This is a genomic window from Nitrosomonas ureae (genome assembly GCF_900206265.1).
Lineage (GTDB): Bacteria > Pseudomonadota > Gammaproteobacteria > Burkholderiales > Nitrosomonadaceae > Nitrosomonas > Nitrosomonas ureae_C.
The window spans coordinates 312,814-326,575 of the sequence record NZ_LT907782.1 but is presented as its reverse complement, the minus strand read 5'-3'; the positions used below and the strand labels follow the sequence as shown (position 1 = coordinate 326,575).

General features: G+C 45.1%; 14 protein-coding genes and 1 tRNA gene. 6 read left to right on the top strand and 9 right to left on the bottom strand.

Annotated elements, in window-relative coordinates:
- Window positions 1–39: 39 nt before the first annotated feature.
- Window positions 40–948 (bottom strand): alpha/beta fold hydrolase, encoded by a 909-nt coding sequence (locus CPG39_RS01395; protein ID WP_096291700.1) that lies wholly within the window; start codon window positions 946–948, stop codon window positions 40–42.
- 274 nt (window positions 949–1,222) lie between these two features.
- Here CPG39_RS01395 and lpxK point away from each other — a divergent pair, with 274 nt between their 5' ends.
- The 6 genes from lpxK to CPG39_RS01365 all read left to right on the top strand — a co-directional run bounded on the left by lpxK (window position 1,223) and on the right by CPG39_RS01365 (window position 6,264).
- The gene (lpxK, locus tag CPG39_RS01390) at window positions 1,223–2,236 is read left to right on the top strand and encodes a tetraacyldisaccharide 4'-kinase (RefSeq protein ID WP_096291699.1); all 1,014 of its coding nucleotides are present in this window, start codon (window positions 1,223–1,225) and stop codon (window positions 2,234–2,236) included.
- 213 nt (window positions 2,237–2,449) lie between these two features.
- Entirely contained in the window at window positions 2,450–3,679 is a 1,230-nt protein-coding gene (locus CPG39_RS01385; RefSeq protein ID WP_096291698.1) for an aspartate kinase, read from the top strand.
- A 57-nt stretch (window positions 3,680–3,736) separates the two neighbouring features.
- Window positions 3,737–3,829, top strand: a tRNA-Ser gene (locus tag CPG39_RS01380).
- 195 nt (window positions 3,830–4,024) lie between these two features.
- Window positions 4,025–5,236 carry a tyrosine-type recombinase/integrase gene (locus tag CPG39_RS01375; protein ID WP_096291697.1) on the top strand — a complete coding sequence of 404 codons (1,212 nt, stop codon included), beginning with the start codon at window positions 4,025–4,027 and terminating at the stop codon, window positions 5,234–5,236.
- Between the two features lie 104 nt (window positions 5,237–5,340).
- Complete coding sequence (locus tag CPG39_RS01370; RefSeq protein WP_096291696.1) at window positions 5,341–5,796, top strand: hypothetical protein; 456 nt, start codon at window positions 5,341–5,343, stop codon at window positions 5,794–5,796.
- 99 nt (window positions 5,797–5,895) lie between these two features.
- Entirely contained in the window at window positions 5,896–6,264 is a 369-nt protein-coding gene (locus CPG39_RS01365; protein ID WP_096291695.1) for a hypothetical protein, read from the top strand.
- Window positions 6,265–6,407: 143 nt separating this feature from the next.
- On the opposite strand, the gene istB is transcribed toward CPG39_RS01365, so the two are convergent.
- The 8 genes from istB to CPG39_RS01325 all read right to left on the bottom strand — a co-directional run bounded on the left by istB (window position 6,408) and on the right by CPG39_RS01325 (window position 13,519).
- Window positions 6,408–7,217 (bottom strand): IS21-like element helper ATPase IstB, encoded by an 810-nt coding sequence (istB, locus tag CPG39_RS01360; RefSeq protein ID WP_096291694.1) that lies wholly within the window; start codon window positions 7,215–7,217, stop codon window positions 6,408–6,410.
- A complete protein-coding gene (istA, locus tag CPG39_RS01355) occupies window positions 7,153–8,709 on the bottom strand; it encodes an IS21 family transposase (RefSeq protein WP_096291693.1) in 1,557 nt (518 codons plus the stop codon). Before istA ends, istB begins: the two co-directional genes overlap by 65 nt.
- A gap of 79 nt (window positions 8,710–8,788) precedes the next feature.
- A protein-coding gene (locus CPG39_RS01350; RefSeq protein ID WP_197702892.1) for an IS5 family transposase occupies window positions 8,789–9,534 on the bottom strand; the annotation gives its coding sequence in 2 pieces (ribosomal slippage) (window positions 8,789–9,180 and window positions 9,180–9,534; 747 coding nt in all).
- 200 nt (window positions 9,535–9,734) lie between these two features.
- On the bottom strand, window positions 9,735–11,213 hold the full coding sequence (locus tag CPG39_RS01345; RefSeq protein ID WP_096291691.1) for a tyrosinase family protein: 1,479 nt from the start codon (window positions 11,211–11,213) through the stop codon (window positions 9,735–9,737).
- Window positions 11,214–11,244: 31 nt separating this feature from the next.
- Window positions 11,245–11,460, bottom strand: a complete 216-nt coding sequence (locus CPG39_RS01340; protein WP_096291690.1) for a hypothetical protein — start codon at window positions 11,458–11,460, stop codon at window positions 11,245–11,247.
- A gap of 119 nt (window positions 11,461–11,579) precedes the next feature.
- Entirely contained in the window at window positions 11,580–12,053 is a 474-nt protein-coding gene (locus CPG39_RS01335; RefSeq protein ID WP_096291689.1) for a hypothetical protein, read from the bottom strand.
- A gap of 83 nt (window positions 12,054–12,136) precedes the next feature.
- On the bottom strand, window positions 12,137–12,910 hold the full coding sequence (locus CPG39_RS01330; RefSeq protein WP_096291688.1) for a Kazal-type serine protease inhibitor domain protein: 774 nt from the start codon (window positions 12,908–12,910) through the stop codon (window positions 12,137–12,139).
- A 156-nt stretch (window positions 12,911–13,066) separates the two neighbouring features.
- Window positions 13,067–13,519, bottom strand: a complete 453-nt coding sequence (locus CPG39_RS01325; RefSeq protein ID WP_096291687.1) for a Kazal-type serine protease inhibitor domain-containing protein — start codon at window positions 13,517–13,519, stop codon at window positions 13,067–13,069.
- Between the last annotated feature and the right edge of the window lie 243 nt (window positions 13,520–13,762).

The following is a 13,762-nucleotide window of genomic DNA, read 5'->3' as shown; positions in this document are numbered from 1 at the left end:
AAAATCTTTCTTATTGCGATATTTGCATGATGTAGAAATTCAAACTGCGCCGTCACGCACATTCAAAATAAAATCCCGCACGATCTTGATCTGGTTATCATCCATCAGCATGGGAGCATGACCGATACCCGGCAATTCAATTACCTTGGCTTTTGCGCCACGCACTTTCATTTGCTCAGCCGTTTCTGCCGACAGAATATCGGATTCCATTCCACGCAATACCAATGTAGGAACATTGAGCTGATCCCATTGTGCCCACAGATCGATGTCTGTAATCTCATGCGTTTGAAAACTCACTGCAATTCTTGGATCGTAGCGAAAACCGTATGAGCCGTCAGGATACGCACGGGCACTATGAATCGCCATATGAGTCCATTGCTCATCAGTTAAGGGGCCAAATGAAACTGAAATCAGTTTCATATAATTCTTAAATTCCTCAAAACTAACAAAACGGGGATCCTTACCCACATATTCGGCTATTCTTTTTAATGCCACCGAAGAAATAAGCGGGCCTAAATCACTTATAACCAACTTTTTGATCGACATGGGTAAATTTTGCTGCAAAGCCAGCACCATGCCAATCAACCCACCCATGGAGATACCCACCCAATCCAGCACTATTGCCGTTGTGTATTGAGATTTAAGGTGGTTCAGCAAAGCTATCGCATCCGAAAGATACAAAGGATAATATTCATAATCCTGCGCCTCCTGCAGCCAATCACTTTGACCCCGGCCCACCACGTCAACACAAATTACCCTGCAATCCGTTTGCAGCGCGTGCGCGAGATAATCGAAATCACGGCAATTACGCGTCAATCCATGAACACAGATCACAACATGTGGATTCTCGCGGTCACCCCAGTCAGTATATGCAATATGATGCGGTTTTCTTGGTTTGCCATCCGCTGACAAAGTAGGTACAAGCAATCGATTTACAGGTATTTTCATAAGCTTAATATGTACTGTCTTTTAATTTTAAAAACGCTGCATCAACTGTGATCGCAATATAGGTATGCAAGATTTCATATCATCATCCGGATCATCAGTATAAATAGCATCGATTTAAAAACTGTAGAAGTTGTTTTTTTAATGATTGGCTCGGGACTTGCTCATAATTTTTGTTGCATGCGGAATATAAGCCGTGTAAAAATTTTTATGCCGCATTGAATCATTTTTTCAAATTGCCTAGCCACCTTAAACAATTCTTGAGTAGAAGTAAAATATGAAATTATCTGACCTCTATTGGTATCGCATTACTCCTTTGCATTTTCTTTTGTGGCCAATCAGTGTTCTCTATGGTTTTTTATTGACACTGAAAAAACTTTGTTATTGGTTGGATATTTTTCCCTCGGTGAAATTACCCGTCACTGTCATTGTGATTGATAGTATCAGTGTCGAAGATGGCAGCAAAATGCCTTTATTGCTTTGGTTAGTGGATTGCTTGACAACTCAAGGTTATCAACCGGGAATTATAACGCACGACAACTCCGATACCCCCGACTTGCCACGTGAAATAACTTCCGAGAGTGATCCGTATAGTATCGATGGAAAAACATTGTTGCTGGCTCATCGCTGTCGGGCATCCTGTCCGGTGTGGGTTGGAAAAGATAGAATAGCCACCGCCCATGCACTACTGAACGCCCACCCGGAATGTAATATCATCATCTGTAATGGCGGTATGCAATATTATCGGCTTGAACGCGATATAGAAATCATAACGGTCAATTTCAGTGAACATAGTTTTGGCAATGGACTCTCGGTGCCCGCGGGACCGCTACGTATCAATCTTAATCAATTAAAAAAATCCGATATTCTCGTAACAAATGGGAAACCTGATCATTACCCGGATATGAGCAAATGGGGTAAAACCTACAACACTATGCAGCTGACAGATGAAATGGTGTATAACGTGCTTAAGCCCGAGATCCAGCAATCCATTTCCCATTTTAAAAATAAGCAGCTGCATATTGTAACTGATGCTGATAACTCTCGTTGGTGCCTTGACCTCATGCAAAACAAAGGCCTCCATGCAAAATTGCATTCTTATGCTGAAAATCATCGATTTAGTCAACACGAGATTAATCTACCAGAAGCCGATGTTATCCTCATGCCGGAAGAAAATGCATTGCAGTGCAGAAAATTCGCCCATGACAAACTCTGGGCTTTGCCAAGGAAAGCCTGGATTAATAGCGAGTTGCTGGAGATTTTAACAAAAAAACTTGAGAATAAGAATTAACCATATGAAATCATTTTGTCTCATCAACTTATGAGAAAAATCAAGTCACAAGAAATGGTAAACAAGGGGCTTTATTTAAATTTTGATACGCTTGAGGTATGGAAAAATCTCAAACCGGAGCACTAGGTAGAAAAGCAAAATCTGGTTTTCTTTGAAGGAAGTGTGTAAAATCCTGCGGTTTTCCAATTCAGAAATAAAGTGAGTTATTAATCCGTGGCATTCTACGTACAAAAATATGGCGGCACATCAGTCGGAAGCACCGAACGGATAAAGAATGTTGCCCGTAGAGTGGCAAAATTTCACTCACAAGGACACCAAATTGTAGTTGTTGTTTCAGCCATGAGCGGTGAAACAAATCGCTTGATCGCTTTGGCTCATGAAGTGCAAGTGAATCCGGATCCGCGCGAATTGGATGTCATGATCTCCACCGGCGAACAGGTATCCATTTCATTATTGGCAATGGCATTAATGGAACTCGATATCCAAGCTAGAAGCTATACAGGATCACAAGTTAAAATTTTAACTGACAGCACACACACGAAAGCTCGAATCTTAAATATCGATGAAGACAGAATCCGGGCTGATCTTGCTGCGGGTTATGTAGTGGTCGTAGCGGGATTTCAGGGTGTAGACGAGCAAGGCAACATCACAACACTTGGTCGCGGCGGATCCGATACAACCGGAGTGGCGCTGGCCGCAGCTCTAAAAGCGGATGAATGTCAAATTTATACAGATGTTGATGGAATTTACACTACTGATCCACGTGTTGTAGCAGAAGCAAGAAGGTTAAACACCATAACTTTTGAAGAAATGCTCGAAATGGCAAGCCTTGGCTCCAAGGTCTTGCAATTAAGATCTGTCGAGTTTGCAGGAAAATATAAAGTGAAACTGAGAGTTTTATCAAGCTTTGAAGATAAAGGCCAGGGCACTTTGATTACTTTTGAGGAAGATGAAGATATGGAACAAGCGGTTATTTCAGGAATCGCATTTAATCGCGACGAAGCAAAAATTACTGTATTGGGTGTTCCAGATCATCCTGGGATTGCATATCAAATTCTTGGTCCCGTAGCAGACGCCAATATCGATGTGGATATGATCATACAAAACGTTGGTCATGATGGTCTAACCGACTTCTCATTCACTGTTCACCGCAATGAATTTAACAATACGATGAATATTTTGAAAGAAAAGATTCAACCTCATATTGGTGCACGTGATGTACTCGGAGGTGATAGAATTGCAAAAGTATCTGTCGTGGGTGTTGGAATGCGCTCACACGCGGGGATTGCAAGCAAAATGTTTCGTGTATTAGCGGAAGAAGGAATCAATATACAAATGATCGCCACTTCTGAAATAAAAATTTCGGTTGTCGTCGATGAAAAATATATGGAGCTGGCGGTTCGGGTTCTACATAAAGCGTTTGATCTTGAGCAAGCCCCTTAAACTCAATCAGAAGAATTGATCAACAAACTATTCTACGATTGCATTCAACAAATTAACGGAGAGATGGCCGAGTGGTCGAAGGCGCTCCCCTGCTAAGGGAGTATAGGCACAAAAAGCTTATCGAGGGTTCGAATCCCTCTCTCTCCGCCACAGATACACCAATAGATACCTAGCAACACCAAAAAACCTCTTTGAAATAAATAATCTTGCAGTAATTTAGCCAACTATTGGCAACCCTGAGTAAAGCGGGTAACATAATCGAAAAGCGGGTATATTTAAGGGTAATAAATTACCCGTATTTTTATTACCCGTTTTTAGTGTGTTTACCGGTATTCAGGAGATTGCATGAAACTCACTGATTCGAGCATCAAAGCAGCGAAGCCCAGGGATAAACGTTACAACCTACCAGACGGTAAGGGGCTGGCATTATGGGTACAGCCAGATGGTCAGAAATGCTGGCGTTTTCGTTATTACTTTAACGATAAAGAAAAGATGTTATCCCTGGGTTTCTACCCGACCATATCGTTGGCCGCAGCAAGACAAGAACACATCCGCTTCAAAGAATTGCTGACACAAGGTATTGATCCTTCCGACAATCGAAAAGAACAGAAGCGGCAGCAGGCAATGGCGGCAACCAATAGCTTCGAATCAATAGCACGTCTTTGGTGGACTCAATGGAGCGCAGCACGCAACCAACGCCATGCAGGTTATACGATCCGGAGACTGGAAGCGGACATCTTCCCGGTTATCGGTAGAAAGCCTGTCACTGAATTAACCGCACCCATGTTATTAATGGCAATCAAGAAGATTGAAGCCAGGGGTGCGTTAGATATTGCCAAACGCGCATTAACCACTTGCAATCAGATCATGCGCTATGCCGTGGCACATGGACTGGCAGAACGCAACCCAGCAGCGGATATCAAGCCTTCCGATGTACTAAAACCCACCAAGAAAACCAACTATGCACGGTTGGATCAGAAAGAATTACCAGAACTACTGCATAAAATCGATTCATACGACGGCCAGCCATTAACCAAGCTGGCACTGCAATTGATGGCGTTAACGTTTGTGCGAACCAGTGAATTAATTGGTGCACGATGGGATGAAATCGATCTGGATAAAAAACAATGGCGCATACCGGCTGAACGAATGAAGATGAAAACACCGCATATCGTACCCCTATCCGATCAGGCTATTGCAGTACTAACGGAAATAAAGAGCCTGGCAGCCGATGAAGTCTTACTTTTTCCCAGCGAACGCAGGAACGGCAAATCGATGAGCAACAATACCATACTGTATGCACTATACCGGCTTGGCTATCACTCACGCATGACCGGACATGGCTTCAGGGGGATAGCATCAACGGTCCTGCATGAACGCGGGTATAACCATGATCATATCGAATTGCAGTTGGCACACAGCAAGCGTGATGCCGTTTCAGCGAGTTACAACCATGCTCTCTATCTGGAACCACGGGCGCGCATGATGCAGGACTGGGCTGATTATTTGGATGGGATCAAGACAGGAGCATCAATATTACCTTTTAGGGCTGCATAACGAACCCAAACCGCCGCCTGACGGATTCAGGTAAAAGCGGGGTTATCAAGTGTAATAGCACTTGAGCCCCTAACCACAACACAAACTATAAAGGAGTTTGAATCATGGCTAATGAAGATTCTACAGCATACAACGAAGCAACACCCGAGCAATTGGCAGAGCAATATCCGGATAATTGCGATCCATTTGAAATTTGGTATTGCATAGATGCACCTCATAATAAGTGGGCTGTTAACGATGAAAATGGCGATGCTTTTATTGAGGTTATAAACCATAAAACAGCAGCAATCATTTCTGAGGCACTAAAAATACGGCACAAGATAATTGATAATCATGAACTTAGTATCGACGCTGAACAACAGAAAGCAATCAATCATGCCCTGCTGATTGGCCTCGATAGCTATGGAGAAATTGAGCGTATCTCCAACGAAATAGGTGTTAAAGATTTATGCCCTGGTGGCAACCGCATACCCGATTCTATCCGCCCCATTCATCCGACGGGATCAGCCGACACCATAAGTATTTTTGCTACAGCGCTACGCTATATTCAGCAAGCTTAAATTAACGATTAGCCGCTGCCTACCTCGACGGAGGAAAAAGCCAGATACCTTTGCTGGCCTGACAGTGGCTTCTTTCAAAGGGCGCTGAAAAGGAGTGCTATGTCAGACCACGAGTATTGCACCATTGAAGATGCCGCAGAATTTTTAACTTCAAGTTCCAATAAGAAAAGAAGTAAAGCATATGTAATTAAATTAGCCAAACTAGGAAAAATTCGCTTGTGCATAGAATTTGATGGCACCCTATGCAAATTTTTCAACGACTCTAATGAGACAATTACGTGTATAGATGATTACAAGTTCTGGGGTTATATTCAAATTCCCCAAACAAAAATTCCATCAGATTGCGGAAAAGCTCAATTTACGGTGGTAGAAATTATTCAAGTTCTTCATGTATACCACAAAAACCGTGATCCGCTATCAATCGAAGGAGGAGCATGGCTAGCTAAAAAGAAGGTTAACAGATGTTGATACCGGTTTAAAATTGACCACCCATTACGGTTGAAATTTGACCAGGGGAAAATAGAGCGCAGGATACTACGCATCTGTGGATAAGTCGACCAGACTGGATTGGTAATTTGCCTCCTGTTGATGTTTTAGTTTGTTGTAATTGACTACGAATCGACCAGATTTTCTTCTGGAGAATATTTTTCTTTTTCCCGCTGCTGTATTCTGATCTTTGCATTGGCTGTACTTTGTTTGTAGCGGAAAGACTCGTTGCCGGTTTCGATGATGTGGCAATGGTGTGTGAGTCGATCCAGCAGCGCTGTAGTCATTTTGGCGTCGATGAATACGATGCTCCATTCTGCGAATGCGAGGTTGGTGGTGATAATGATACTGGTACGTTCATACAACCTGGAGAGTAGATGAAACAATAGTGCGCCACCGGCTTGTGAGAATGGCAGATAGCCCAGTTCGTCGAGAATGACCAGGTCGATCTGCAACAGCCGCAAGGCAAGCCTGCCTTGTTTGCCCGCTGATTTTTCTTGTTCCAGACTATTGGCCAGATCGATGGCGCTGAAGAAGCGTACCTTTTTATTGTGATGCTGGATGCCTGAAGTGCCGATGGCAATGGCCAGGTGTGTTTTGCCAGTACCGGTGCCGCCGACCAACACCAGGTTCTGTGCAGCGGCTGTAAATTCCATTGTAGCCAGCTGATGAATCAGTTGCTGATCGACTTTGGACTGACTGAAGTCGAAGCCCTGTAAGTGGCGCTGCACCGGGAATCTGGCAGCTTGTGTCTGATAGCGAATGGAACGGAGGTTGCGCTCGGTTGTTTCAGCCTGGAGTAACTGGTTTAGCAGTGTGTCTGCGAAATTAAAACTGTCAGCGACATCGGGCGTATTCTGTTGCCTCAGTTCAGCATAGGAGCTGGCCATGCCATATAATTTCAGCGCTTTGAATTGCGCAAGTATGTCTGACATGCGGCACCTCTTTGGTGTTCAAACGATCATAGCGCGCCGTATCGGCCTGCGGTTCTTCATTGAGTTTCAGTGTTGTTTCCACTGACGCTGGTACGTCGGTGTATTTCAGCCGTGCCAATACATTGGCAACATGCTCGGCACTGGGCACGCCGGATTCCAGCACCAGTTCAACAGCGACCAGCACAGCTTCCAGCCCATGCGTCGGCACCAGGCTGAGCACTTTTGCCATGATTCGATCGGCCTGCTGACGTTCTCTGCGCCTCAGTGCAATCTGCAGTTGCAGCAAAGGTGCCGGTAGTTCGGCGAATGGCGCACCGTTGCGCAAGGCCCCCGGTTTCTTCTCAATGACCGGGATATAGTGCTGCCAGTTATAGCTGACCTGGTCGCTATCCATCAGACGACTATGACAGGCTGCTACGGCATTGTCATGGACGATCTCGATACGGTCGGCATACTGATGAACGGCCACCACCTGATTGACCAGACGACAGGGAACGGAATACCGGTTGCGCAGTAATGTAACCAGACACGTGCTGGATACCCGCGCCAATACTTCGATATAGCCATCGAACGGTGCTGGCATCGGCATCAGGTACAGTTGTTCTTGTTCCAGTGCATCGGCAAGGGTAATGCCCGCATAATCCGGATGCTCGATTTCAGACCACAGTCCGCGACAGCGCGTTTCAAGCCATCTGTTTAAGTCATCGAATGAGCCAAACTGTTGTTGCTTGGCTTCATTCCATATGCGGCGGCGCATATCCTGAACATTCTTCTCGACAACACCCTTTTCCCAGCCGGAAGCCACATTGCAGAAATCAGGATCGAACAGGTAATGTGCCGTCATCGCAAAGAAGCGCGTATTCACCACACGTCCATTGCCCTTAGACACCTTGTCCACGGCGGTCTTCATGTTGTCGTAAATGCCGCGTTTCGGCACACCACCAAAAGTAGTGAATGCCCGGGTATGCGCATCAAACAGCATTTCGTGACTTTGTGACGGATAAGCCGACAACATGAAAGTACGGCTGGCGCATAGCTTGGTATGGGCTGCCAGTACCTTGCGGTGGATGCCGCCGATCACCAGCCATTCTTCGCTCCAGTCAAACTGGAATGCTTCACCCAGCGCAAACTTCAGCGGCACATACGCCGCTTTACTCTGATTCCCTCGATTGCGCCAGTTGCGAACAAAGTCACATACAATCGTATAACCGCCTGTATAACCCTCGTTCAATATCTCTTTGAACAACATCAACGCCGTGCGCCGGTCCTTCTTCGGACGACGCGCATCCGCTTCCAGCGCTAACATTAACCTGGATTCAAACGGTGTCAACTTGCCAGGCTTCTTCGCCCTTTGATATTTAACCGCGCTGTCGCTTGGCACTTTCAACCACTTCTTGACCGTGTTCCGCGACAAACTCGTTCTTCGTTGAATCTCATTAATTGACAGATGTTCACGGTAAAACATCCGTCGTATCTTTGCATACATAACCATGGTAATCACCTCTTAAATTCTCCTGCCTAAAATTTAAGCAGGATACGGAAATTACCTGGTCAATTTTCAACCGTTACAACTAGCCTTTTCTGGTCAATTTTCGACCGGTGTCAACAGAGGTGGTATTTTTGGCGTATCTTGTGGCGATGCTGCGCCATCTCTTGAGGTGCAGAAAAGCATTTTCTACAAGATGCCGCAATTTATACAATGCCTTATCGTAGAACCTTTGCGCTGCACGGCTTTTCTTTGGAGGAATTATAGCTTCCATGCTCTGTTTTCTTGCTTGTTCAATAATCGCATTGCTGTCATAACCGCGATCCGCCAGTAAATAATCCGTATCAAGCCCTTCGATCAGGCGGCCAGCCTGCGTGCAATCCGCTGTGGTACCTTGTGTAATAAAAACTCTGACCGGCATACCATGCGCATCCACGGCCAGATGTATCTTGGTATTGAGCCCCCTTTTGTGCCGCTCATGTCTTGATTCCCGCATCTGGCTCCGGCAGCATGAGGATGTACCTTACAATGACTGGCATCAATCATCAGCCATTCGTAATCCGGGTCGTCAATCAGCACTTCCAGTAATTTTTCCCAGATGCCCTTGTCGCGCCAGCGAATAAAACGACGGTGCGTATTGCTCCAATCGCCATAATCCGGCGGTAAATCCCGCCATGGCGCACCCGTGCGCATAATCCAGAAAACAGCATTGATGAATTGCCGGTTATCTCTGGCCAGCCCTCCCCAAACGCCTTGGCGTCCAGGCAGATGTGTCTCTAGCTGCGCCCATACTTCCTCTGATATGTCATGTCTGCGGTGTGAATATGTCATATGAAATCCCTGTGTTTTTACAAGAATCTCATCGTTCTAATCTCGTGACTTCATTATCTAGAGAGGAATTACAGTTCTTTTTTAGGCAGAGTCACAAACCAGGGTCAATTGAGCTCCCTCCGGTAAAGATGGAGGTAGCTCGATAGAGAAAAATCTGAGAAGTCTGCTTCTGAATTGTAACTTAAAGGAATTTTTTAATATCACCCTCGAATTAGCTGAATGGAATAGGCTCCTGTCCCGATAGGTGAGTAGTGTCTCACGCGCGCGAAATATTCACCTGTTGCGAGCTGGCGGCGAATACGTGCATTTAAGGAAATTCCGCCATCGTCATTTCTGTCAATTTCCGGTATCTGGCTGTTAGGGCCATGCAAGGTCATAATGGTATCGGTAGTCCCGCTCGTCTCAATGGTATAGGTATCTTCAGTGGTTATATTAAACCGGTATAAATCGCTCTCATTGGCCGCGGAAATAGCTGCATTGATACTTGCGCCATCGACAATGAGTTCAGGGATTGGACTAGGGCTGGTACCTTCAGAACGCACGCCAATCGCATAATTTCCCGTAGTGCTTGGACTATAAAGATGAATGCGCAGATAGTAAGTGCCAGCCGAAAGATTCCGCGTGATTTGTGCATTGAAATTCTCACCGGCATCATCATCCGACGTCACTTCGACATTCGGATCATTAGGACCGAACAGAGTCATGAAAGTATCAGATGGTCCAGTGGTATAAATAGTATGCGGACCGAAAGATGGAATCTCGAACCGGAAAACATCGGTTTCTCCCGGTGTTCCAATATCAGCTTGCGTGGGGCCGGCTCCAACAACAATGAGCGGTATTTCTGGCTGAGGCTGAACAACGGCATCGTCATACACAATGCCCAAGGCGGCACTATCCAGCACATCGATGGGACGCTGCCCAACCTGTCCTGTAGGGGTACTACCCATCGGATCTGTAAGGTTTTGTCCAAAGGGACCACCAGCTGCTGGAAGATAACCTTGATTCGGGAAGCGTATTTGCCACTCATGCCAGATTTTATCGACCATGCAATGATTCATAAAAAACACCGGATCATTCGGCGATGTCATCGGCAACATGGAACCGCCGACCCAGACATGTCCCCGGTTGTGGAGATTGGGACCTATCCAGCCTTCAAGCTGGTTACGAAAGCTTGGATTACTGTTCATGTCCCAGGGAGGCGTGTCATAAGGCGTAACAGCCATGACTTGATCGATTTCCGCTTGCGTAGGCAAGGTTGGCAACCCATTCTGGCCAAAAGCCCGCATCAGCGGTCCGGCTGGTAATCCGCTAGCATTAATGACCGTCCATTGGCCAGCCCGGAATGGTCCGGTGCGGACGACTCCACCAGCATCACCATCTCCCCCGAGAAGATCGTCATTCCACATGGAAGCATTTGCTCCTCCTGATGGCCAGTTCCAGTAAGGTAACCCAAGATTTGGGTTGCTTGAGACACGCTGCAACTCTAGCTCGAAATCAAAAATAAAGCGGCGATGCCAGGGCAAAAAGGCCGAACACCGATGAATGGCGCTCATAGGAGCGTTTGCATGCCTGAGGACAAATTGATCATAGATACCTTCGGCTTTCAAAGCTTGAACAGCGGCAACAAATTCTGCTCGTTCAGCAGCAGTCAGGGTATTTGCATCCTTTCTAATAGCCATAAGAATTTCCTCCTTCTTCTAGTGTTTCAAACTATTCTTCTACGTGGGAAAACTCAACACTATCGCGAACGATTGCTCTAGCCATTTCCAATAACGAATCATACTGAGTATAGGGCAGATATTTCGAAGACCACTTGTTTTTTGCCGCATCATGCTGATAAAAAATTTCCTTACCATTAATCGATACGCTGGTATCATCCTTTATTTCAATCGTGCAACCTTCAAAAACTTCCTTATGGTGTGCCATGCTGTGAACTCCTTTTCTGAATTAATCAAAATTGATCTGTTCTTATAAAAAGAATTATTACTGCATTAACCGCTACAACTCTTGTCAAGTCCGTAAAGGGATAGTACCTGGTGATTGGGTCATTCATCCACCTCGCATTGCAATTTCGAGGTAATAATATTTTCCGGATGGCGCCCATGCCCACGAATCACAGCAGATATGTCAACAAAGTACCCATTCAGTTTATCGTAATTTAAATTTGCAAACCCAAGCGTTCTGGGAAAATCTGCTATTGCATCTTTCATTCCCATTGTCTTTGTTGTCAGAAGTTCAAGACTCATCGTTTCTTTAAAACGGAATACCTCATACTTTCCTGATTCTGTCACCTTCTCAGCCATGAAGCACCCCTCATACTGTGCCTTCAGTTCAAAAGTGCCTTCTTTTAAAATAGTCAGCACCCCGGAATGAAGTGTTGGTATCCCTGTGCAGTCATTCGTGTTCATTATAGAAATATAGCAAGTCATGTTTTTCAAATCGAAAGGCTCCTGTGACGTTGCCATGGAATTTTTCTGAAGGAATAACGTACCCATAAGAATCACAGCAAATGGTTTCATGACGCTTTTCCTTGATAGTCCAGCAAGCGGGAGCAAGTCAACTGTTACACATCTTGCTGAACCATTTTTATGCTTACTTGTAGTTATTTCACACAGACGCCCGCACAATCGGCGCCACCCTTGGTTGGATCACAATCATCTGTAGGATCATCCACGCACTTCATGGCTTCAGGGCAGGGAAAACCGGCAATTCCGCCACACATTTGTTTTGGTTTCTGATCATAATAATCCGCTCCCCCCTTGGGTGGATAATCCATCCGTTTTCCTTCTCCAGGTTTGATAGGTACTGCTGATTCCAGCTTAACGGTATCGTGAATTTTTCGCGGTTCAATTGTTTCAACAGCCATAGATTCAACTTCTCCGTCAGTATGCCGAGCGGTATATACGCTCACGACATCTAATGGAACAGGGCTTTTCACTACCAGAAATCCCTCTAAAAATGCGAAATCTACACAAACACTATTAATCGGACAAAAGTAGCCTGCAATATCAAAACAGCTAACTCCGACCGCTCCGTCCGGTTGAAGAACAGCTTTCTTGAATGGAGTAACATCGAAGGGACCTGGCTCGGAACCAAATTGTGTCGCAAGCGCCACCTTGGCAGCAATGGTAATTTTCTTATCGGTGGGATTATGAATATTGACAGCCGTACGATAAATTCCTCTTGCTAAGTTACCATCCTGGTGCGGTAGCAGTAGCGAACAGTTAACTTTTACAGCATATTGATACTCAGTTTTAAGCGTCTCTGAGTATTTCGTCGTTTCTGCCTGAGCAACCTGCTGGATGCCGATGAGACCAAACCAGCACCATAATCCGAGCAACATGGAAAAAAGATTGATCATATTAAGTTGTTTCATGACAGTCACCTCACTTGATTTAATGCTCTTGATGGACAATATTTTCTTTGCTTACATCGCTTCACACGTGGAGCTCATGTCAGGCTATCTCATCTATACATCTTAAAAAACAGAACAAGCTCTTCGTGTCAACTAAATAACGATACCCCACCACTTCTACTGGGTTGCACATATCCCTGGGCAGTCTGCTCCTCCGTGCTCAGGATCACAGCTATCACTTGGATCATCAATACAGATTTGGTTGCCTGGACATCTAATTCCTGCAATTCCTCCGCAAACTTGAGGTTCTACGGCTTTACATTCGCTCGGATAATCAATGGAAGCACCTGCCGCGGCCGCTTCACAGGCATTACCATAGGTTTTTCCATTGCAGCCACAGACTGGTTTGTATTCTTTTGTGCATATCGTTGGTTTAACTTTGCAAATGCCTTGAGCATCAGCAATTTTGCATTGACCGACTCCAAAATCACAATACTGCTTATCCGGACATGTTAATCCCTGGATAGTGCCACAAATCATTTCTTGAGGTGGTGTGAGCTGGTGATCTTTACAACCCGCCAGTACAAAGGAAACAAAAAAAGCAGCCAACAGCGTGAAAAGTGCGTTCATGATGTTTAACCCCTTTCTCAATTGATAGGCTAGTGGTTCGCCAGATTTTGCTTGATTAGTGATTTAAACAGCTTGGGTCGAGAATAATCCAACAGTCTGCTCTATGAATTATCCTCCTGTGCGTCTCTATTTCCTTACTTAGAACTCTGCAGACTTATTAAAAGCATACAGAGGGTAATAGAAAAAGTCATCCATTAGTGTAAAAAAATTAGAATAACGACAAATTAATATCCCGAAAAATCG